The organism is Rhizobium sp. CC-YZS058, from assembly GCF_034720595.1.
In the GTDB taxonomy this organism is placed as follows: Bacteria; Pseudomonadota; Alphaproteobacteria; order Rhizobiales; family Rhizobiaceae; genus Ferranicluibacter.
The window spans coordinates 3,683,810-3,704,191 of record NZ_JAYESJ010000001.1 but is presented as its reverse complement, the minus strand read 5'-3'; the positions used below and the strand labels follow the sequence as shown (position 1 = coordinate 3,704,191).

Annotated in this window: 19 protein-coding genes, 1 tRNA gene and 2 riboswitches; of the genes, 11 read left to right on the top strand and 9 right to left on the bottom strand. The window is 65.0% G+C overall.

Annotated elements, in window-relative coordinates; genetic code table 11:
• Window positions 1–105: 105 nt before the first annotated feature.
• Both ppa and U8330_RS17720 read right to left on the bottom strand, forming a co-directional pair.
• Window positions 106–639: an inorganic diphosphatase gene (ppa, locus tag U8330_RS17725; RefSeq protein ID WP_323106562.1), complete on the bottom strand. Its 534-nt coding sequence runs from the start codon at window positions 637–639 to the stop codon at window positions 106–108.
• A gap of 135 nt (window positions 640–774) precedes the next feature.
• On the bottom strand, window positions 775–1,281 hold the full coding sequence (locus tag U8330_RS17720) for a GNAT family N-acetyltransferase (RefSeq protein ID WP_323106561.1): 507 nt from the start codon (window positions 1,279–1,281) through the stop codon (window positions 775–777).
• A gap of 466 nt (window positions 1,282–1,747) precedes the next feature.
• Between U8330_RS17720 and U8330_RS17715 the strand changes: the two genes are divergently transcribed.
• Window positions 1,748–2,614, top strand: coding sequence for an RNA polymerase factor sigma-32 (locus U8330_RS17715; protein ID WP_323106560.1), 867 nt, complete (start codon window positions 1,748–1,750; stop codon window positions 2,612–2,614).
• Between the two features lie 71 nt (window positions 2,615–2,685).
• Here the strand turns inward: U8330_RS17715 and U8330_RS17710 are convergent, their stop codons facing one another.
• The 4 genes from U8330_RS17710 to thiB all read right to left on the bottom strand — a co-directional run bounded on the left by U8330_RS17710 (window position 2,686) and on the right by thiB (window position 7,895).
• Complete coding sequence (locus U8330_RS17710) at window positions 2,686–4,221, bottom strand: M48 family metalloprotease (protein WP_323106559.1); 1,536 nt, start codon at window positions 4,219–4,221, stop codon at window positions 2,686–2,688.
• Between the two features lie 220 nt (window positions 4,222–4,441).
• Window positions 4,442–5,215 carry an ATP-binding cassette domain-containing protein gene (locus tag U8330_RS17705; protein WP_323106558.1) on the bottom strand — a complete coding sequence of 258 codons (774 nt, stop codon included), beginning with the start codon at window positions 5,213–5,215 and terminating at the stop codon, window positions 4,442–4,444.
• Window positions 5,212–6,819, bottom strand: coding sequence for a thiamine/thiamine pyrophosphate ABC transporter permease ThiP (locus U8330_RS17700; RefSeq protein WP_323107344.1), 1,608 nt, complete (start codon window positions 6,817–6,819; stop codon window positions 5,212–5,214). The genes U8330_RS17705 and U8330_RS17700 overlap by 4 nt, the downstream gene beginning before the upstream one ends.
• A gap of 53 nt (window positions 6,820–6,872) precedes the next feature.
• On the bottom strand, window positions 6,873–7,895 hold the full coding sequence (gene thiB, locus U8330_RS17695; RefSeq protein ID WP_323106557.1) for a thiamine ABC transporter substrate binding subunit: 1,023 nt from the start codon (window positions 7,893–7,895) through the stop codon (window positions 6,873–6,875).
• A 45-nt stretch (window positions 7,896–7,940) separates the two neighbouring features.
• Window positions 7,941–8,049: riboswitch (TPP riboswitch) on the bottom strand.
• 77 nt (window positions 8,050–8,126) lie between these two features.
• On the opposite strand from thiB, the gene U8330_RS17690 reads away from it, so the two are divergent.
• Together U8330_RS17690 and U8330_RS17685 are read left to right on the top strand one after the other, a co-directional pair.
• Window positions 8,127–8,777, top strand: a complete 651-nt coding sequence (locus tag U8330_RS17690; protein WP_323106556.1) for a thiamine diphosphokinase — start codon at window positions 8,127–8,129, stop codon at window positions 8,775–8,777.
• Window positions 8,778–8,779: 2 nt separating this feature from the next.
• Entirely contained in the window at window positions 8,780–10,606 is a 1,827-nt protein-coding gene (locus U8330_RS17685; RefSeq protein ID WP_323106554.1) for an ABC-F family ATP-binding cassette domain-containing protein, read from the top strand.
• 18 nt (window positions 10,607–10,624) lie between these two features.
• Here the strand turns inward: U8330_RS17685 and U8330_RS17680 are convergent, their stop codons facing one another.
• Complete coding sequence (locus tag U8330_RS17680) at window positions 10,625–12,370, bottom strand: ABC transporter ATP-binding protein/permease (RefSeq protein ID WP_323107343.1); 1,746 nt, start codon at window positions 12,368–12,370, stop codon at window positions 10,625–10,627.
• A gap of 291 nt (window positions 12,371–12,661) precedes the next feature.
• A riboswitch (SAM riboswitch) is annotated at window positions 12,662–12,739 on the top strand.
• Window positions 12,740–12,789: 50 nt separating this feature from the next.
• Between U8330_RS17680 and metA the strand changes: the two genes are divergently transcribed.
• From metA to U8330_RS17660, 4 genes are all read left to right on the top strand, one after another.
• Entirely contained in the window at window positions 12,790–13,713 is a 924-nt protein-coding gene (metA, locus tag U8330_RS17675) for a homoserine O-acetyltransferase MetA (protein WP_323106552.1), read from the top strand.
• Between the two features lie 98 nt (window positions 13,714–13,811).
• A complete protein-coding gene (locus U8330_RS17670; protein ID WP_323106551.1) occupies window positions 13,812–14,834 on the top strand; it encodes an aldose epimerase family protein in 1,023 nt (340 codons plus the stop codon).
• A gap of 101 nt (window positions 14,835–14,935) precedes the next feature.
• Complete coding sequence (locus U8330_RS17665) at window positions 14,936–15,628, top strand: hypothetical protein (RefSeq protein ID WP_323106550.1); 693 nt, start codon at window positions 14,936–14,938, stop codon at window positions 15,626–15,628.
• Window positions 15,625–16,044, top strand: a complete 420-nt coding sequence (locus tag U8330_RS17660) for a hypothetical protein (RefSeq protein ID WP_323106549.1) — start codon at window positions 15,625–15,627, stop codon at window positions 16,042–16,044. The genes U8330_RS17665 and U8330_RS17660 overlap by 4 nt, the downstream gene beginning before the upstream one ends.
• Before the next feature lie 30 nt (window positions 16,045–16,074).
• On the opposite strand, the gene U8330_RS17655 is transcribed toward U8330_RS17660, so the two are convergent.
• A tRNA-Gly gene (locus tag U8330_RS17655) sits at window positions 16,075–16,149 on the bottom strand.
• A gap of 320 nt (window positions 16,150–16,469) precedes the next feature.
• On the opposite strand from U8330_RS17655, the gene U8330_RS17650 reads away from it, so the two are divergent.
• The 4 genes from U8330_RS17650 to U8330_RS17635 all read left to right on the top strand — a co-directional run bounded on the left by U8330_RS17650 (window position 16,470) and on the right by U8330_RS17635 (window position 19,057).
• The gene (locus tag U8330_RS17650) at window positions 16,470–16,961 is read left to right on the top strand and encodes a prolyl-tRNA synthetase associated domain-containing protein (RefSeq protein WP_323107342.1); all 492 of its coding nucleotides are present in this window, start codon (window positions 16,470–16,472) and stop codon (window positions 16,959–16,961) included.
• Window positions 16,962–17,029: 68 nt separating this feature from the next.
• The gene (gene trxA, locus U8330_RS17645; protein ID WP_323106548.1) at window positions 17,030–18,022 is read left to right on the top strand and encodes a thioredoxin; all 993 of its coding nucleotides are present in this window, start codon (window positions 17,030–17,032) and stop codon (window positions 18,020–18,022) included.
• A 142-nt stretch (window positions 18,023–18,164) separates the two neighbouring features.
• On the top strand, window positions 18,165–18,845 hold the full coding sequence (locus U8330_RS17640; RefSeq protein WP_323106547.1) for an LON peptidase substrate-binding domain-containing protein: 681 nt from the start codon (window positions 18,165–18,167) through the stop codon (window positions 18,843–18,845).
• Window positions 18,846–18,868: 23 nt separating this feature from the next.
• Window positions 18,869–19,057, top strand: coding sequence for a Trm112 family protein (locus tag U8330_RS17635; RefSeq protein WP_323106546.1), 189 nt, complete (start codon window positions 18,869–18,871; stop codon window positions 19,055–19,057).
• Between the two features lie 9 nt (window positions 19,058–19,066).
• Here the strand turns inward: U8330_RS17635 and U8330_RS17630 are convergent, their stop codons facing one another.
• Window positions 19,067–20,368 carry a ubiquinone biosynthesis hydroxylase gene (locus tag U8330_RS17630; RefSeq protein WP_323106545.1) on the bottom strand — a complete coding sequence of 434 codons (1,302 nt, stop codon included), beginning with the start codon at window positions 20,366–20,368 and terminating at the stop codon, window positions 19,067–19,069.
• Window positions 20,369–20,382: the final 14 nt, after the last annotated feature.

Here is a 20,382-nt window from a genome sequence, read left to right as displayed (position 1 = left end):
TGGCGCAGGAGGAACTGGCAAAGGTTTCGGCAAGGCGCAGAAATAGAAAGGGCCGCAGCGTCGCGCGACACTGCGGCCCATCACAGGCACAAGAGCTGTTCTGACTTACTTTGCCGACTTGGCGCGATCGATCGCTTCGACGATCAGCTGGCGGGCAACCGTGGAATCCTTCCAGCCGAAAATCTTGACCCACTTGCCGGGTTCCAGATCCTTGTAGTGCTCGAAGAAGTGTTCGATCTGCTGCAGGGTGATTTCCGGCAGGTCGGTATATTCCTTCACCTTGTCGTAGCGCTTCGTCAGGTGATAGTTCGGCACGGCGATCAGCTTCTCGTCCTTGCCGGAATTGTCTTCCATCATCATCACGCCGATCGGGCGGACATTGATGACGCAGCCGGGCACGAGCGGACGGGTGCTGGCGATCAGCACGTCGATCGGGTCGCCATCGTCGGAGAGCGTGTGGGGCACGAAGCCGTAATTGCCGGGATAGGTCATCGGCGTATAGAGGAAGCGATCGACCACCAGCGTGCCGGCGTCCTTGTCCATCTCATACTTGATCGGATGTCCGCCGACGGGAACTTCGACGATGACGTTGATATCTTCCGGCGGGTTCTTTCCAATCGAAATTGCATCAATACGCATGAGGGCCCCATCTCTGGCGGTTTTGGACTGCAGGTCGGATAAAGGGAAAAAAGGTGCGGCGCAATATGCGGGGCCTGCCGCGGTCAAGGAATCTCACGTTTTGGTCAACACGCGGGCAGAAAAGTCAGGTGGGCCCTAGTCCCAGATGTAGCCGATCTTCTTCAGCTGCGTCGCGCCGAAATCTTCCATTCCCTCGCAGATGTCGCTGCCACCGGCGGTGCGGAAGAAGCGGTCTGCGATATGGCTGTCTTCCAGGCACCAGACCACCAGCCCCCGGCAGCCGAGCGACCGCAGCAGGCCACGCGCTTCGCCGAACAGCAGCCGCCCGAGGCCAATGCCCTGATATTCCGGCCGGAGATAGAGTTCGTAGATCTCGCCTTCTTGCGGCAGTGCGCGTGCGCGATTGAGACCCACAGTCGCGTAGCCGGCAATGACGCCCGCAACTTCCGCCACGAGCAGCGTGGCCGGGCCACGCGTTGCCTTACGCCACCAGCGTTCGTCGCGGCGCGCGACCATCTGGTGAAGCGGCGTATGGGGGATCAGCCCTGCATAGGCCTGCAGCCAGGACTGGCGGTGGACTTCGGACACTTCGGCGGCGTCCTTGGGCTCGGCATAACGAACCTCGATCGACAGGGTCTTCATTGCCCGTAACCTTCCATTCCGCCTGCCGCCCGTGTCGCGCCGTCATGGCGGCGAAGAGCAGGGTAGGGGAATGTTAACGCAGTCTTAACCACTCCATCAAGCCGCAAAACGTGCCGGTCACCGCCGCACACAGGAATAGGGGCCAGCGAAAAGCAGGAGAGCGCCCGGAACTTTTTGCCGGGGACGTGCGTTGGAGGACGTTGGGTCTCGAAACACGTATCTGCGCGCCGTCCGTTGGCGCCGATATTCGAAACCGAGCCGGAGCTGCCGCAAGGGTCGTCTCTGTCGATGAAAAGCCAGATAGGGCGTCTCGCGTGCAGGTCAAGCCACCCAAGGTCAAGCTGCAGAACCCCGGTCTTTCCGGGTCGGCGCCACGCGCCAGCGACGCATCCAATGTCGTCTCGTTTTTTTCTTCCCGTTTCGCAATGCCCGGATGCGCATCCGGAGCTCGCCATGGAGTTCTCTCATGAAAAATCTTTCGGCAGATCGTCGCATGATCAAGATCGCCATGGCCGCTCCTTATCTGGAGCGCAGCGAGGAGCAGGAACTCGCCCAGGCCTGGAAGGACAATCACGACCAGGAGGCCCGCAACAAGATCGCCATGGCGCATATGCGTCTCGTCATTTCCATGGCGGCCAAGTTCCGTCATTTCGGCCTGCCGATGAGCGATCTCGTGCAGGAAGGCCATATCGGGCTTCTGGAAGCCGCCGCCCGGTTCGAGCCGAGTCGCGATGTGCGGTTCTCCACCTATGCCACCTGGTGGATCCGCGCCTCCATGCAGGATTATGTCCTGCGCAACTGGTCGATCGTGCGTGGTGGCACTTCCTCGGCCCAGAAGGCGCTGTTCTTCAACCTGCGGCGCCTGCGCGCCAAGCTCGCCCAAGGAAACCGTCAACTGACCGCACGCGCCGTGCATGAGGAAATCGCCACCGCGCTCGGCGTCAGCCTGGCTGATGTCCAGACGATGGATGCCCGGCTTTCCGGCAGCGACACATCGCTCCAGGCGCCGATTTCTTCGGGCGAATCCGACAGCGGCGAGCGGCTGGACCTGCTCGCCTGTGCGGCACCCCTGCCGGACGAACAGGTGACCGACATGATCGACCAGGAGCGCCGCCGCACCTGGCTCGGCCACGCTCTGGAAAGCCTGAACGACCGCGAAATGAAGATCATCCGTGCCCGGCGCCTGTCCGAAGACAGCGCGACGCTCGAAGAACTCGGCGCCGATCTCGGCATTTCGAAAGAGCGTGTGCGGCAGATCGAAACCCGCGCCTTGGAAAAGCTGAAAGTTGCGCTTGTTGCCCAGGCGCCCGAGCTGGCGCTCACCGCGCACTGACCGGCGCCGCCACATCCTTCCCTGCCCCGAAAGCCCGCCCAATCGGCGGGCTTTCCTCGTTCGCAGAGGCGTTACTCGGTGATGATCTTGACGCGGTCGCCCGGCCGCAGCGGGGTTGCCATCTGCAGGTCGTTCAGCATGCGGAACAGGTCGAGCTTGCGATCGGTCCCCAGCATCCGGGCCGAAAGGGTGGCGGCGGTATCGTTCGGCCCAACGGTTACGACGCGGATCCGCAGCGGCTTCAGCGACGCGACCTCCTGCGGCGTCATGCGTCGGAAGGAGGCGCGCAGAATGTCCGCCGTCGGTTCGAGCGCCGGCATGTCCTTCGGCACCGCAGTCAGGAAGCGATAGATCTGGCTGTCGATGCGGATGACGGTGACGTCGAAGTCCCAGCGCTCGGCCGAGGCCCGCGCCGTTGCGGCTTCCAACCCGTTGATGTCGATCGCGTGGATCGTGTCCGGCTTCAACCCGGTCACCCAGCCGCTGCCGATATAATCGGTCAGGCTGCGCTTTTCCGTATCGGCGACGCCATCGAAGCGGATGGCGATGTCGCCGGGGCCGGTGGCGAGAACCGCCTCGGCCTTGTTGTCGATCCGGAACCCTTCCGGCACGTCGAAGCGGATGCCGAGCTTGCCGTGAAGGAAGGTGCGGCCGCGGACATAGCCTTCCTGCGGGCTGTCGCCGAACAGCAGACCGTCGATGCCGTCGAGATAATAGTCGCGGCCACGATCGCCGATCGTCCCTTCAGCGCCGAAGGCGCGGGCGTGGCGGCGGGCGAGATCCACGCGCTGCGGCGCGCTCGGATGGCTGGACAGGAAGTCGAGGCTCTGGTCGGCATCGGGATCGACCGAGGAGAAGCGCGCATAGGCGGCCATGGCATCGAGGAAACGCGCCGCGGCATAGGGATCGTAGCCGGCTTCGCCCAGCATGCGCACGCCGATCACATCGGCCTGGAGCTCCTGGTTGCGCGAAAAGGCGGCAAGCCTGAGCTTGCCGCGTGCCAAGGCCTGCTTGCCGGCGAGGTCGCTCGACAACACCTCGGAGACGACGCGGCTGGCGATCACCTCCGCCTCCTCGCGCTGCTGGCGCTGGATGCCGTGGTTCGCGGTCACATGCGCCATTTCATGCGAAAGAACGGCCGCCACCTCCGAGGCGTCATTGGCGAGCGCCAGCAAGCCGCGGGTGACATAGAGATAGCCGCCGGGCAGCGCGAAGGCGTTGATCGCCGGCGAATTGAGGATCGTGATCCGGTAGGACTGGTTCGGGTTTTCCGACACCGCGGTCAGCGCGCCGGTGATCCGGGCAACAAGACGCTCGGTCTTCTCGTCCTTGTACTCGCCGCCATAGCTGGCGACGATGCGCGGGTGCTCGCGCGCCCCCATTTGCGCGCGCGGATCGTTCTTCTGTACCTCGTCGACGATCTGCGGCGTGGAGGACGGGGCGACGCTCGGTTCGTAGCTCTGCTCGATGGCCGTCGTGCAGCTGGCAAGCGTCAGGAGCGAGAGACCGGCAAGCAGCTGCGCGAGCCGGCGCGGAGTGCGCGCAAATGCGCCTGCAACCCCTGCTCCGATCCTGTGCTCGCGGTTGCTCCGCCTGGTGTCGTTCATGCCTTCAGCCCATGTCCCGCGCGGCGCAGTCGCTGTCCGCCTGCGCCCTCTGTCCGCCGCCCGTTTCGCAAGGCTTCCGCTTAACGGATTCGCGGGAGAGATGAACAGCGTTCCGCGTCGAAATACTTGCCGCGTTGTGTAACAGCAACGGGACCCCTCTCGATCCGCCTTCGCGGGTGCCACAGGCGGGCGGTCAAATTGTGGCAGACGGCAAGATCCTTCAGCCTTGCTCCGCCGCTCTGCCCAGAAAGCGGGCTACCTCCGGGGGCGCGCGACGGGACAGGAACCGGCCTGCCTCCTCCTGCAGCAGAATGCGGCCGTCGGACAGGAAGAGGACCGCGTCTGCCAGCGCCGCCACGTCGTCGGGATGGTGCGTCACGATCAGCGTCGTCAACGCCTCGCGTCGGTGCAGCGCCAGGATCAGCGCCGTCATCTCCCGCCGAAGGCCGGGATCAAGGGCGGCGAAGGGCTCGTCGAGCAGGAGAATGGGCCGCCGCCGCACGAGAGCGCGGGCCAACGCCACCCGCTGGCGTTCGCCGCCGGACAGCGTCGGCGGCTGCCGACCTTCAAAGCCATCGAGACCGACGGCCGACAGAGCGGCCGCGATCCTTTGCCGGTCATCCGGGCGAAGCCGCAGCGCCGGATCGATGCCGAGGCCGACATTGGTGGCGACATCCAGATGGGCGAAGAGGTTGTGGTCCTGAAAGACGATGGAGACCGGGCGCTCGGCCGGGCCGAGCGCCGTCATGTCGCGATCGGAAAAGAGCACCCGGCCGCTGTCCGGCTGTTCGAACCCGGCTGCGAGATTGAGCAGCGTCGACTTGCCGGAGCCGGATGGACCCACGACCGCGACCAGCGAGCCCATGGGGATCTGCGTGTCGAAGCGAAGCTCGGTGGCGGCGAACCGGATGCGGGTCTCGCTCAAGGTCAAGGCCGGCACATTCGGAGTCGGTGCGCCCGGGATGGGGGAGACGGGAAGAGCAGGCGGGGTCATGGACGGTCCGTGTCGCTGCGTGCGGTGCCGATCATCGTCAGCAGAAGGCAGACGAGACCGAGCAGAAGCGCCAGTCCCGCCGCGTCCATGCTGCGATAGGCGCCCATGCGGCTGAAGAGAAGATAGGGCAGGGTGATGAGCTCGTTCGAGCCGAAAATGGCCACGGCGCCGAGATCGCCGAGCGACAGGGCGGCGGCGAAGGAAAGGGCCATGGCGATCGGCCTGCGCAGGACCGGCCAGTCGATCAGTGCCAAACGGCTCCAGCCATGCAGGCCGAGACTATCCGCCAGCCGCCCGGTTCGCGCGGCATGGGTCAAGAGCGCGGGGGCGAGGATGCGGGTGACGAAGGGCAGGGCCATGACCGCATTGATGGCGACGATGACGGCCGGCGCAAAGGCGGCCCCATCGCCGATCTGGCGCAGGGCAAGGAACCAGCCTGCGCCGAGCACGACCGGCGGCACCAGCAGCACGAGGGAACTCGCGGCGGACACGCCGAGGCCGATCAGCCGCGCGGGTCCAAACCCATTTGCCCGGCGACCGCGCCGCGCGGCGAGCACCTGCTGCGCCTTGAGCATGGCGAGGCCCGAGAGCACGGCGAGAAGTGCCGATGCGGTTGCCATCGTCAGGCTGGTCATGGTCGCACGGTGGACCATCGGATCGCGCGCGAGGCGGCCGAGATCGGCGCGAAGTCCTGCATCGACCGCGGCGGCAAGCGGACTGGCCACGAAGACCGCAGCAAGCGCGATCACCGCGCCATCGCCGATCTTCGCCACCGCCGTCGCGCCGTCGAACCGGCGCTGGATCCGCCCGCCGGTCGCCTCTGCCAGCGCCGGCCTGCCCAGACGCGACAGACCGGCTAGCAGAAGGCCCGTCATCGCCAGCTGGACGAGGGCCAGGCTGAGCGCGCGGCCAGGGTCGAAGTCGAAGCGCAGCGCCTGGTAGATGGCAACCTCGATGGTGCTCGCGCCCGGACCCCCGCCCAGCGTCAGCACCAGCGTGAAGCTGGTGACGCACAGCATGAGAATGAGCCCGGCAATGCCCGGCATCAGCGCGCGCAGCACCGGCCCCTCGACGAAGCGGAGCAGCGAAAGTCGGGAGAGACCGAGATTGGCGCCAAGCAGAAAGTATTCGCCGGGTATCCGGTCGAGTCCGGCCACCATCAGCCGCACGGCCAGCGGCAGGTTGAAGAAGACATGGGCGATCACGATCCCCTGCAGCCCGTAGATCGACAGCGGCTGACCGAGGCCGAGCAGCTCGAAGACCCGGTTGATCACCCCTTGCCGGCCCCAGATGCCGAGAAGGCCGAGGGCGCCCACGAGTGCCGGCAGGCCAAGCGGAAGGGCCATCAGCCGCAACAGCCAGACGCGGCCGAGGAAGTGCCGCCGCCGGGCAAGTGCCAGCGCCACCGGCACGGCGAGCAGAACGGACAGCGCCGTCGAGAGCGTCGCCTGCAGCACGGTGAAGCGCGCGGCGTTCAGCACATAGGTATCGAAAAGCCCGCCGCCTCGAGCCTCGTCCCGCGTGGCAAGGCCGAGCGACAGGAGCGCCACGAGGACGAAGAGTGCGATGGCCGCAAGCGCCCCCACGCCGAACACCACCGTCAGCCGGCCCGCCGTCCGCTGCGGCACGGAAGGGTGCGGCGAACGGGCCAAGGGCGTCAGCCCCGGCTCATGGCCGCCAGCCACTCATCCACCCAGGCCTTGCGGTTCTTCGCAACGTCTTCGGAAGGGATCAGCAGCGTCTTTTCCGGTGATACGAGTTTGGAGAAGGCGTCCGGCAGCGGCGAGGCCGGTGTCGCGACCGGCATCATCCAGTTGGTCACGGGAAGAACGGTCTGCGCTTCGCTGCCGGTGAGATAGGCGAGAAAGGCCTTGGCAAGCGCCGGGTCGTGGCTGGATTTGGTCAGGCCTGCCACCTCGATCTGGATGTAATGGCCTTCCGAGAAGGCGGCCGCCTGATAGCGGTCGGTCTTTTCCTCCACCATATGGTAGGCCGGCGAGGTCGTGTAGGAGAGCACCATCGGCGCTTCGCCCTTGGTGAACAGGCCATAGGCCTCCGACCAGCCGGGCGTCACCGTCAGCACGCGGTCCTTCAGCTTCGCCCAGGCCGCCGGCGCCTCATCGCCATAGACCGCCTTGACCCAGAGCAGCAGGCCGAGACCCGGTGTCGAGGTGCGCGGATCCTCGATGACGATCTTCTCCGACGCATCGCCCTCGACCAGCTCCTTCAGGCTCTTCGGCGGCGTCTTCAGCGTCTGCGTGTCGTAGACGAAGGCGAAGTGGCCGTAATCATAGGGCAGGAAGGTCTCGTCGGAGAAACCACCGGGAACCTTCAGTGCGGCTGCGTCGAGGCCATGCGGCGCGAAGAAGCCTGTCGCCTTGGCCTCGGCCACAAGATTGGTATCGAGACCGACCACCACATCCGCCTTGGAGGAGGCGCCTTCAAGCTTCAATCGGGTCAGCAGCTCGACGCCATCGGCGACCGAGACATAGTCGACCGTGCAGCCGCAGGTCTTTTCGAAGCCGGCGGCGATCTTCGGGCCAGGGCCCCATTCGCTGGTGAAGCTCTCATAGGTGTAGACGGTCACCCGCTTGTCCTCGGCGGCGGCCGGGCCGGTCGCAAGACCGAGCGCCGCAAGCGCCAGAACGGGGGTCAGGGAAGTCAGCCATCGGCCACGCATCGCATGTCTCCTTCTCTCGTTCGTCGTCAAAGGGGAAAGAGCGGCGGTGCGCCTGCGTCTAATCCCTCCGCCGGTGTTAGCCGGATCAGGTTCCGCGGGTTGGCCAGGCGGCCTCTCAGCCCTTCGAAACCGAAAGGCACCCCGTTAGAGCAAGGCGAGATGTAGACGGGGCGCCCGCGCTTGACAAGATCGCCCTTTGCCCTAGGCCACGCTTCGCGCTATGGCGGTGCGATGACCGACAGTCCCTTCGCCATTCTTCTCGGCGGCCCCGTCACCGTGACCGACCGGCTTGCCGCAGCGCTTGCCGGCGCGCGCGTGATTGCCGCCGATGGCGGCATGCGCCATGCGGCAGCACTCGGCCTGAGGCCGGAGGTCTGGATCGGCGATTTCGACTCGACGCCGACAGCGCTGGGCGCCGCCTACCACGCCGTGCCGCGCGAGCCTTACCCGCCTGCCAAGAACGAGACGGATGGCGAGATCGCCGTTGCCGCAGCGCTTGCGCGCGGGGCAAGCCGGCTGATCCTCGTCGGTGCGCTTGGCGGCGAGCGCAGCGACCATGCGCTCATGCATCTCATGCATGCCGTAGAGCTCGCCGAACGCGGCATCGCGGTGCTGCTGACGAGCGGAGAGGAGGAAGCCTATCCGGTGATGAACGGCCGGCTCTCGGTCGACCTGCCCCAGGGCTCACTCTTCTCCGTGCTCGGGCTCGATGCGCTGAACGGCCTCTCGATCGCCGGCGCCCGCTATCCGCTGTCTGCCTTTGACCTGCCCTTCGGGGCATCACGGACCATTTCCAACGTGGCGGAAGGGCCTGTGACCCTAACGCTTAACGCCGGCCGCGCGCTTCTGCTCGCCCGGCCCTTTGACATGACGGGAGCCTGACCATGGCACCACCCATTCTGAAACTCGACGACATCGTGCTGACCTTCGGGGGAACCCCGCTGCTCGACGGTGCCGGCCTGCAGCTCGAGCCGGGCGACCGTCTCTGCCTGGTCGGCCGCAACGGCTCCGGCAAGTCGACGCTGCTCAAGGTGGCGGCCGGCATGGTGGAGCCGCAATCGGGCGAGGTCTTCCGCCACCCCTCGGCCACCGTGCGCTATCTGGAACAGGCCCCGGATTTCGGCGCACATCGCACGGTGCAGGCCTATGCGGAATCCGGCCTCGGACCGGGGGATGATCCGTACCGGGTCGCCTATCTGCTCTCGCATCTTGGCCTCACAGGCGAGGAAGACCCGGCTTCCCTGTCGGGCGGCGAGGCGCGGCGCGCGGCGCTGGCCCGCGTCATGGCGCCGGAGCCGGATATCCTGCTGCTCGACGAGCCGACCAACCATCTGGATCTGCCGACCATCGAATGGCTGGAAGGCGAGCTTTTGAAGACGCGCTCGGCGCTGATCCTGATCTCGCACGACCGGCGGTTCCTCGAAAAGGTCTCGACCGCCACGGTCTGGCTCGATCGCGGCCGTTCGCGCAGGCTCGACAGGAGCTTCGCCTTCTTCGAAGCCTGGCGCGACGAGGTGCTGGAGGCCGAAGAGCTGGAACAGCACAAGCTCGGCAAGCAGATCGAGCGGGAAGAACATTGGCTGCGCTATGGCGTGACGGCACGCCGCAAGCGCAACATGCGCCGGCTCGGCGCGCTCCAGGATCTCAGAAGCCAGTATCGCGGCCACAAGGGGCCGCAGGGCACGGTGCAGGCGAGCGTCTCGGATGCGCAGGAATCCGGCAAACTGGTGATCGAGGCCGAGAAGATCACCAAGCAGTACGGCCCGCGCACCATCGTTTCGCCCTTCTCCATCCGCGTTCACCGCGGCGATTGCATCGGTCTCGTCGGCCCGAACGGGGCAGGCAAGACGACGCTTCTGAAGATGCTGACCGGCCAGCTGGCGCCGGATGAGGGCAGTGTCAAGCTCGGCACCAATCTGGAGATCGCCACCCTCGACCAGCGCCGCGAGGATCTCGACCTTGAGGCCTCGCTGGCGCATTACCTGACGGACGGGCGCGGCGAGACCCTGCTCGTCAATGGCGAGCAGCGCCATGTGACCGGCTATATGAAGGAGTTCCTGTTCCAGCCGGAGCAGGCGCGCACGCCGATCAAGAACCTTTCCGGCGGCGAGCGGGCGCGGCTGATGCTGGCGCGCATCCTGTCGCGGCCCACCAACCTGCTCATCCTCGACGAGCCGACCAACGACCTCGATATCGAGACCCTTGATCTGCTCCAGGAGATCGTCGCCGGCTTTGCCGGCACGGTCATCCTCGTCAGCCACGACCGTGACTTCCTGGACCGGACGGTGACCTCGACCATCGCCCCTGCCGATCCCATCGCGCCGGACGGGCGCTGGATCGAATATGCGGGCGGCTACTCCGACATGATGGCGCAGCGCAAGGGCGCGGCCGAGGAGCGCAAGCGCGCCGAAAAAAGCGAGAAGGCCAAGGCCGCGGACGCCAACCCTGCGGCGAAATCTGCCGGTGGCGGCAAGGGCAAGCTTTCCTTCAAGCAGAAATTCGCGCTCGATACCCTGCCCAAGGAAATGGAAAAGGCGGAGGGCGAAATTGCCAAGCGCGAGGCCGAAATGGCCGATCCCGCACTTTTTGCCAAGAATCCGACCCGGTTCTCGACGCTCGCCAAGGAGCTGGAAACGCTGCGGGCCCGCGTCGAGGCCATGGAGCAGGAGTGGCTGGAGCTCGAAATGCTGCGCGAGGAGCTGGAGGGCTAAGCGCGAGGGAGGGCGCGCTCAGACCACCTTGGCGACAGGGCGCGGCTGATCCCGGTCATCCGGATCGTCCTGTCTGCCCGCCTCGGGTTCGATGGCGCGCAGATGCAGGACGCGCGGCTTCATGATCTTCAGATAGGTTTCGGAGCGGCCGATATAGAGCATGGCGGTGTCCGGCAATCCGGTCAGAAGCCGCGTCATGCGCTGTTTCCAGTCCGGCTCCATGCCCTCCAGCACCTCGTCGAACACGGCAAAGCGCGGCCGCTTCAGCAACAGCCGCACGAAGGGAATGGCCTTCTGCTCTTCCGTGGTCAGCACCTTTTCCCAGCGCGCCCGCGTATCGAGCTTGCCGAACAGATGGCCGAGCCCGGCCTTGGTCAAGGCGGCCTGCAGGGCGTCATCGGCAAACTGCGTGGCCGGATCGGGAAAGGCCAGCGCTTCGCGCAGCGTCCCGTCCGGAATATAGGCGGTCTGCGGCAGGAACATCATCTCTTCCTGCTTCGGCAGGCCGATCGTGCCCGCGCCGCAGGGCCAGAGACCGGCCAGCGCCTGGAAGAGCAGCTTGCGGTTCACGTGATGGTCGCCATTGACCATGATCCGCTCGCCCGGCAGCAGCGTCACCGGCGTTTCGACCAGGCGGAAGCCGCCGGCCTTTGCCAGCGCCTCATCCACCGCATTGGCAATCTCCAACCGCTCGAGCGTCAGCTGGCCCGCCGTGTCGCGATAGGCGATCGCCTGCTCGGGCTGGTACTCCTCCTCCATGTCGGTCAGCGTCTGGCGGAAGTCCGTCACGCGCATCAGGGTTGCCCGCCACTCGGCGATGGCGCCGAAATTGGCGACATACCAGCGCAGCGCCGTATTCACCTGGTTGAAGGCGCCGATCGACATCATGAGCTGGCCGAAGCTCAGGCCGCCGGAGAAATAGGCGGGCGCCGCCACGATGATCGGCACCACCACCACCGCCCAGCCATATCCGGCGGAAACCCAGGTCAGATTGGTATTGGCCAGCGCCAGGCGCTTCATCACCTGCAGCACGGCGGTGATGCTTTCGCCGATCCGGTGCCGCTCGCTCGCCTCGCCGCCGACCACGGTGATGGCCGGCATGCTTTCGCTCGCATGCATCAGCGAAAAGCGCAGTTCCGCCTCGCGCGAGGAGCGGTCGGCATTGATGCGCACCAGCTTGCGGCCAACGATGCGGCTGAGGATCGAGGCCGAGGCGGCATAGAGCACGGCCGCCCAGACCATGTAGCCGGGGATGGAGAAGCTGTGGCCGGACAGGTGGAAGACGAAGCCGCTCGACAGATCCCACAGGACGCCGATGAAGCTGACGAGCAGGATGGTCGCCTGGATGAGCCCGAGCGTCAGGCCGGTGGTGCTTTCGGCAAGCGTGCGCGCGTCCTCATGCAGGCGCTGGTCCGGATTGATGCCGATCAGCCCGCGGGAGGCAAGCCGCAGCGCCCGCTTGCGCGTCAGCCACTGATTGACCAGATCGCGGGTCAGCCCTTCCCGCATGTAGAGCGCGGTCATCTGGTTCAGCCAGGCCTGCACGACATTGAGCAGCAGCAGGATGCCGGCGATCAGCGCGAAGATTTCCAGCTGGTGGAAGAACTCGGGCAGATCGCGCCGCTGGATCGCGTCGAAGAAGGGCGCGTTCCACTCGTTGAGGATCACCGTCATATAGGCGGTGGCGAGGATGATGAAGATCAGGAACGAGGCGAGCCCCAGCACTTTCAGCCGCACCTCCGACGCCCAGAAGGCCTGCAGCATTACGCCCAGCCGATAGGACAGGCTGAGATCGAGCGCGCCGCCGTCGCGCGCCGCCTGGCGCGTGGCCCGCTTCAGTCTGTCTTCCGCCAGGACGGCATCCGCGGGGCCGGTGGCCTCCGCGCGTGTCCCATCATCTGCCATCGAAACTTCCCATGCCAATGCTCCTCCTCTTACATGGGTACGCGCAGTGTCCTCTGATAGTTTCAACCGACTATTAATTCAGCGGGACCTTGCACGAACATGCCCTGATAAAAGGCGTGTTGATTAAAATTCGGCTGAGGATTATGAACATCTCCGTTCCGTGGTGATTTGGCCGGCCGGCTTGCAGCCACGTTAAAAAAGTCGCTAAAGGGCCGTGGGCGGCCGTCGGGCCGTTCGCAGCGCTTTCCGGCCGGCTCTCTTGAGAACCGGTGAGAACGATGCCCATCAAGATCCCCGATACGCTTCCCGCCTTCGAGACCCTGGTCCAGGAAGGCGTGCGGGTCATGACCGAAACGGTCGCGATCCGGCAGGATATCCGTCCCCTGCAGATCGGGCTTCTCAACCTCATGCCGAACAAGATCAAGACGGAGGTGCAGATGGCGCGCCTCGTCGGCGCCTCCCCCCTGCAGGTGGAGCTGTCGCTGATCCGCCTCGGCAGCCACCGTGCCAAGAACACCTCCGAGGAGCACCTGCTGGCCTTCTACCAGACCTTCGAGGAGGTGCGCGGCCGCAAGTTCGACGGGCTGATCATCACCGGCGCGCCGGTGGAGACGCTGGCCTATGAGGAGGTGACCTATTGGGACGAGATGCGGGAGATCTTCGACTGGTCGAACACGCATGTCCACTCGACGCTCAACATCTGCTGGGGTGCGATGGCGGCGATCTACCATTTCCACGGCGTGCCGAAACATGCGCTGAAGGAAAAGGCCTTCGGCGTCTATCGTCACCAGAACCTCAATCCGGCCTCCGTCTATCTGAACGGCTTCTCCGACGATTTCCAGATCCCCGTCTCGCGCTGGACGGAGGTGCGCCGCGCCGACATTGCCCGCGTGCCGGGGCTGGAGATCCTGATGGAGTCCGAGCAGATGGGCGTCTGCCTGGTGGCCGAGCGGGCGGGCAACCGGCTCTACATGTTCAACCATGTCGAATATGATTCGACATCGCTGGCGGACGAGTATTTCCGCGATGTGGATGCCGGCGTGCCGATCAAGATGCCGCATGATTATTTCCCGCACAACGATCCGCAGCTTCCGCCGCAGAATCGCTGGCGCAGCCATGCCCATCTCTTCTTCGGCAACTGGATCAACGACATCTATCAGACGACCCCTTATGAGTTGTCCGAGATCGGCAAGGGGCGCTGATACGTTCGCCGCAGCGAACACATGTTGCGGCGACGAACGAAATGCAGCAGGTTGCCGCTGCCCGCGGAGCGGGCGTCGAGGCAGTGAAGGAGACGGGAATGAGCGACGGCAGCGCAAACGAGGTGTTCGGGCATCTGCCTTCCGGCGAGGCGGTGCATCGCATCCGCATCAGCGGCGGCGGTCTCACGGCCCATATCCTCACCTGGGGCGCGGTCATTCAGGATCTCCGGCTCGACGGCCACCAGCCGCCGCTGGTCCTGGGCTTCGAAACCTTCGAGAACTACCGGCTGCACTCGCCCTATTTCGGCGCCACACCCGGCCGCTGCGCCAACCGCACGGGCGAGGGTCGTTTCTCGATCGATGGTACCACTTACCAGCTAGAGCTGAACGAGAAGGGCGTGACCCATCTTCACGGCGGCAGCGACGGCACGGCCAAGCGGCTCTGGACGCTGGCCGGGCAGAGCGAAGACAGCGTGACGCTGACGATCACCGATCCCGACGGGCGGGCGGGCTATCCCGGCAATTGCGACATTCGCTGCACCTATCGCCTCTCCGGCGAAGGCGTGCTGACGGTGACCTACGAGGCCGAGACCGATCTGCCGACCATCGCCAATCTTTGCCAGCACAGCTATTTCAACCTTGACGGCGGGGCGAGCACGCTCAACCACGACATCATGATCGCCGCCGATCACTACCTGCCGACCAACGAGCGCCAGGTGCCGACCGGTGAGGTGGCGCCCGTCGACGGCACGGCCTTCGACCTGCGCGAAATGACCTCGATGAAGCGCCAGTCGGAAGGCGAGAAGATCCTCTACGACCATAACTTCTGCCTGTCGCGCGAGCGTCAGGTGAAGCGCTCGGTCGCCTTCGTGCGCAGCGTCGATTCCGGCGTGTCGCTGGAGGTGCGCACCACCGAGCCCGGCGTCCAGTTCTACACCGGCTGGAAACTGAACGTCCCGGTCCCCGGCCTCGAAGACCGCCCCTACGCGCCCTTCGCCGGCTTCTGCCTGGAAACCCAGACCTGGCCCGACGCCCTTAACCACGAAGGCTTCCCCAAGGCCGTGCTGCGCCCGGGCGAGGTGCTGCGGCAGGAAACGGATTATGTGTTCATGCGGAGCTGAGGGCGAAGCGAGAGCCTGCGGGGATACGATCGCTCGAAATCGCTAAAATAGAGGTTGACGTTACGGGCCGCCACGGCATCTCTATTGGCGTGGAGTGTTTGATGGACAGATTGATCGGCTTGGGTCTTTATACCGCTGCGGAAGCGGGGCGACTTTTGAACGTTCGCCCAGCTACCATACGCCGTTGGCTTCAAGGGTATATCGCCAAAGGGGTTGAATACGCCCCTCTCTGGGAGACGGCGATTGACAGCGACGATCTCCAAGTCGTTTTAAGTTTTGATGACCTGATGGAAGTGCGGGTCGCTGACGCCTTCATCCGGTATGGCGTTCCGTCGACAAGGATCCGCGCGGCCATTGTTGCGGCGAAGGAGGCCCTAGGACAGAATTATCCTCTTTCGACCGATCGTTTTCGAACCGATGGTCGCGAGATATTTCTCAAACTGGTCGAGACAGACGGCGAGGGGTTGGAGCACGAGCGGTTGCTCAACCTTTTCCGGCGACAGTACGAGTTCAGCGGCGTTCTAGACCCGATCCTCAAAACCGTCGATTTCATGGCCAATGGACGTCCCGAGTTGTGGTGGCCACGCGGGCGTCGGTTCAATGTTGTTGTTGACCCGTCCCGATCTTTCGGCCAGCCGATCGACGCCGTCTCTAGCGTGCCGACATCGATCCTCGCAGCCGCCGCCCGGAACGAAGGCGTCCTGCGAGCTGCCCTCGCCTATGATGTTGATCCGTCATCGGTGCGGCGTGCGGTCGAATTCGAGGCAGCACTCGACGAGCTGCAGGCAGCATGAAGGTGCTATTCGACAACTGCACAGCCCCGATCCTGGCGACAACCCTCCATGGCTTCATCAGCCATTTTGGACATGAGGCCTTCCACATTCGCGATGTTCCGGGTCTTCCAAACGGGCGCAACTCTACCGACATAGAGTGGATCGAGATGCTGCGTTCTTCGAAAGATTTTTGGATCTTCATCACCGGGGACGGCCGCGTTCTGAGGAATAGCGCCGAGCGTGCGGCACTCCGTTCTGCTGGCTTGCATGGCTTCGTTCTAGCGCCAGCCTATCAGAAGAGCCCTCTGCACATGACAGCGGCGACCATCATTGCAAGGTGGCCAGATGTTGAGAAAATTACTGAGCTGCTTTCTCCTCCGTCGATGCACGAAATACCGATAGGCAAATCGACGAGGCTAAGACCGATGCCGCTCTAGGCGTCATTCCTCACGGAGTAGAAGAGAGATTGGAGCGGGTGAAGCGATTCGAACGCTCGACCCCAACCTTGGCAAGGTTGTGCTCTACCCCTGAGCTACACCCGCTCGTAAACCATGGTCTGGGGTAAGTGGTGACCGTGGGCGGCGCCGTTCTTGCGGCGACGGGCGCTATATGGACCAGCGGATTTTCAAATGCAACAGGGAAAATTCGGGGCGGGGAAGATTTTTGACAGTGCCGTGAAAGCGCATGCCGGAAAGGGCGCTGCTGCGGGCTCCAGCGTCGCGCCTGCGATTGTCCTTGCCGCCCCAAGCGCCTAGTCAGGAGCGGAGAACGGAGACCGCCGGCGGCGAAGGAGACGGGCATGAGCGAGGAAGCAGTAAGCGAGACCGAGTTGGGCGGCGTTCTGGCAGACGGCACGGCGCCGATGGGCGAGGAGGGGCTTTTCGCCTTTCTCGACCAGCTTGGAATCGCCCATAGCACCAAGCGGCACCAGCCGGTGTTCACCGTGGCCGAATCGGTCGCGCTGCGGGACGAGATTCCCGGCGGGCACACGAAGAACCTGTTCGTGAAGGACCGGAAGGATCGCTACTTCCTGTTGACGGTCGAGGAGCATGCGGTGGTGGACCTGAAGACGGTGCATACGCTCATCGGCGCATCCGGCAAGGTCTCCTTCGGCAAGCCGGAGGCGCTGATGGCGCTGCTCGGCGTTGTGCCCGGCTCCGTCACGGCCTTCGGCGTCATCAACGATCGGGAGAAGCGGGTGACCCTGGTGCTCGATGCGGACCTGATGGCCGAAGAGATTGTCAACTGCCATCCGCTGCGCAATGACGCCACCACCTCCATCGCATCGAGAGATCTGATCCGCTTCGCCGAGGCCACCGGCCATGCCCCGCTTGTCTTGAAAGTCACCGCCTGACATACGATCTTGGGTGCGAAAAGAGCCGGGCGGACGCGTGTCCTGAAGACCCGTGACAGGAGGATCCGATGAGCGGCAGCAATTCCTACGGTGGCAGTTTCGGTGGGCAGATGAGCGGCACGGCGACCTATGGCGCGGCGCAGCCGAAGCCCGCCCCGCAGCCGGCTGCTTCGGGCAAGGCCGGCGCGCTCATCAAGGACACGACGACGGCGGGCTTCACCGCCGATGTGCTGGAGGCCTCCCGCCAGCAGCCCGTGCTGGTCGATTTCTGGGCGCCCTGGTGCGGCCCCTGCAAGCAGCTGACGCCGGTTCTCGAAAAGGTGGTCCAGGAGGAAGGCGGGCGGGTTCTGCTCGTCAAGATGAACATCGACGATCACCCCTCGATCGCCGGCCAGCTCGGCATCCAGTCGATCCCGGCCGTGATCGCCTTTGCCAATGGCCGCCCGGTCGATGGCTTCATGGGCGCCGTGCCCGAAAGCCAGATTCGCGCCTTCATCGAACGGATCGCCGGTCCGGCCGTGGATGATCAGGCTGCCGAAATCGAGGCAGCCCTTGCCGAGGCCAAGGCTTTGAAAGAGGCTGGCGACCTGCAGAATGCCGCCGGGCTCTTCGCCTCCATCCTGCAGGTTGACCCGGGCTCGGTCGGCGCGCGGGTCGGGCTTGCCGAGGTTATGATCGAGACCGATGGTCTTGCCGAAGCGCGCGAGCTTCTGTCGGAACTGCCGGACGAGCAGGCGGCCGATCCGGCCATCCAGGCCGTTCTCAAGCGGCTCGACCAGATCGACGAGGCCCGCAAGCTCGGCGATCCGAAGGCGCTGGAAGCAACGCTCGCCGCCGATCCCGATGACCACGCCGCCCGCATGAAACTCGCCAAGATCCGCAATGTCGAGGGCGATCGCCATGCCGCCGCCGATCATCTCTTGACGATCATGCGGCGCGACCGCACGTTCGAAGACGATGGGGCCCGCCGGGCGCTGTTGGAATTCTTCGATGTCTGGGGTGCTGCCGACCCTGCGACCCTGGCCGCACGCCGCAAGCTCTCTGCCATTCTCTTTTCGTGATATCGCGTCCCAGGCCGGCCTCGAGCCGGTCGTCTGCGCGACCCTCACTTGAGATTCATGGCAGACGCTCCATGTCTTGATGACCATGCGGCCGGGGCGGAGAATGCGCCAGCGGCCGCCCGGATGGGGAGGATCGCTCGAGATGCAGGTCGGGAATGCGCGGTATCTGAGGCCGCAGGATCTGCCGGAAACACTTCCGGTTTTCCCGCTCACGGGCGTGCTCCTGCTCCCGGGCGCGCAGCTGCCGTTGAACATTTTCGAGCCACGCTATCTCGCCATGTTCGACGACGCGCTGCGCGGCAACCGCCTGATCGGCATGATCCAGCCCTCTCTGACGGAACCCCGCGACGAGACGCCGCACGGGCCGCCGCCGGCGCTCTGCCAGGTCGGCTGCGTCGGCCGCATCACCTCCTTCGCCGAGATGGAGGATGGGCGCTACATCACCTCGCTCACCGGCATCTGCCGCTTCCGCTTGTTCGATGAGGCGCCGACGGTCAAGGGCTACCGCAGCTTCCACATCGCCCCCTTCGCGGGTGATTTGACGGCGAGCGAGGACGAGACCCAGGTCGATCGCCAGGCTCTTCTGGCCGCCTTCAAGGCCTATCTCGACACCAACCAGCTGGAAGCCGATTGGGAGAGCGTGGAACGCGCCGGCAATGTCATGCTGGTCAACTCCATGGCCATGATGCTGCCCTATGGCCCGGCGGAGAAGCAGGCCCTGCTGGAAGCGCCGGATCTGAAGACGCGGGCCGATACGCTGATCGCCATTACCGAGATCGTGCTTGCGCGCGACTTCGGAACGGGCGAAACCACGCTGCAGTAAGGCGCGGAACAACGGAGGCGGCCATGGAAGAGCGGATGCGGCGGGTGGATCCCAAGCTTCTGGAGCTTCTCGTCTGCCCGCTGACCAAGGGTCGGCTCAGCTATCATCCGGAAGACCAGGAGCTCGTTTCCGAACGCGCCCGGCTTGCCTATCCGATTCGGGACGGCATTCCGATCATGCTGATCTCCGAAGCGCGCAAGATCGAGGACTGAAGCCGCGGTTCAGATCGGCTTTCCGGAGAGAAGGCGCGGGTCTCGGTCCGAGGCGAGGCCTGCCGCCTGGCGGATGAAGAAGGTTTTCAGCGCCGGCATGCGGTCCACCAGGCCCAGGCCGAAATCGCGCAGCGCCCTGACCGGGGTGATGTCGTTCGAGAACAGGCGGTTCAGCACGTCCGTCGTCACCCCCATCCGCACCGTGTCGAACCGCCGCCACATCTGGTAGCGCTCCAGCACGTCGATGGCGCCGATATCGAGCCCCAGCCGGTCGGCCTCGACAATGGTTTCCGCCAGCGCGGCAACATCCTTGAAGCCGAGGTTGAGGCCCTGGCCGGAAATCGGATGAATGCCGTGGGCGGCATCGCCGCAGAGCGCAAAGCGCGGCTTGACGAAGTCACGCGCCAGCGTGAGGCCCAGCGGAAAGGCGCGACGCCCGCCAACGAGCTTCAGCGCCCCAAGCTTGTGGCCGAAGCGTCGCTCCAGTTCGGCTTCGAAGATCAGATCGTCGCTCGCGATCAGCCGGTCTGCATCCTCGGTGCGCTCGGTCCAGACCAGCGAGGAGCGGTTGCCGGGCAGGGGCAGCGTCGCAAAGGGTCCGGCCGGCAGGAAATGCTCCTCCGCCGTTCCCTCATGCGGGCGCTCGTGCTCCACCGTCGTGACGATGCCGGATTGGCCATAGTCGAACGCGACCGTGCGGATGCCCGCGGCGTCGCGCAGCCGTGAGCGCACGCCATCGCAGGCGACCAGTAGACGCGTTTCCAGCGTCGTCCCATCGGCGAGCTTCAGGACGACGGAATGATCGCCCGCCGTAAATCCCGTAGCAAGGGTGGAGGGCGTGAGCGTGATGCCGAGCGCTTCGGCTTCGCCGCGCAGCGCGCCGATCAACGCCACATTCGGCACCATATGCGCGAAAGGCTCCGCCGAAGCATCGCCGGTCTCAGGGGCCCCTTCGAAGGTCAGGAAAACGGGCCTGACCGGATCGGCGGTGCGCGAATCGGTGATGACCATGCGACGGATCGGCTCGGCCTCCGGCGCGATCCTCTCCCAGATGCCGAGAACCGAGAGCATGCGGCTTGCGGCCGCGGCAATGGCGGAGGCGCGCTGGTCTCCCCTCCAGGCGCCCTCTGGTGCGCCATCGATCAGGGTCACGGACAGATGCGGTGCCGCCTTCTTGACCGCAACAGCCAGGGAAAGTCCGACATAGCCGCCGCCTGCCACAAGAAGATCGATCATCCGTTCCGTCCTTTGCTCCACACAGAGCGCTGTGGTTGATCCAGGAGCTGTCGTTAACCCGGGACCAGTCGTCATCCGGGCCCAGTCGT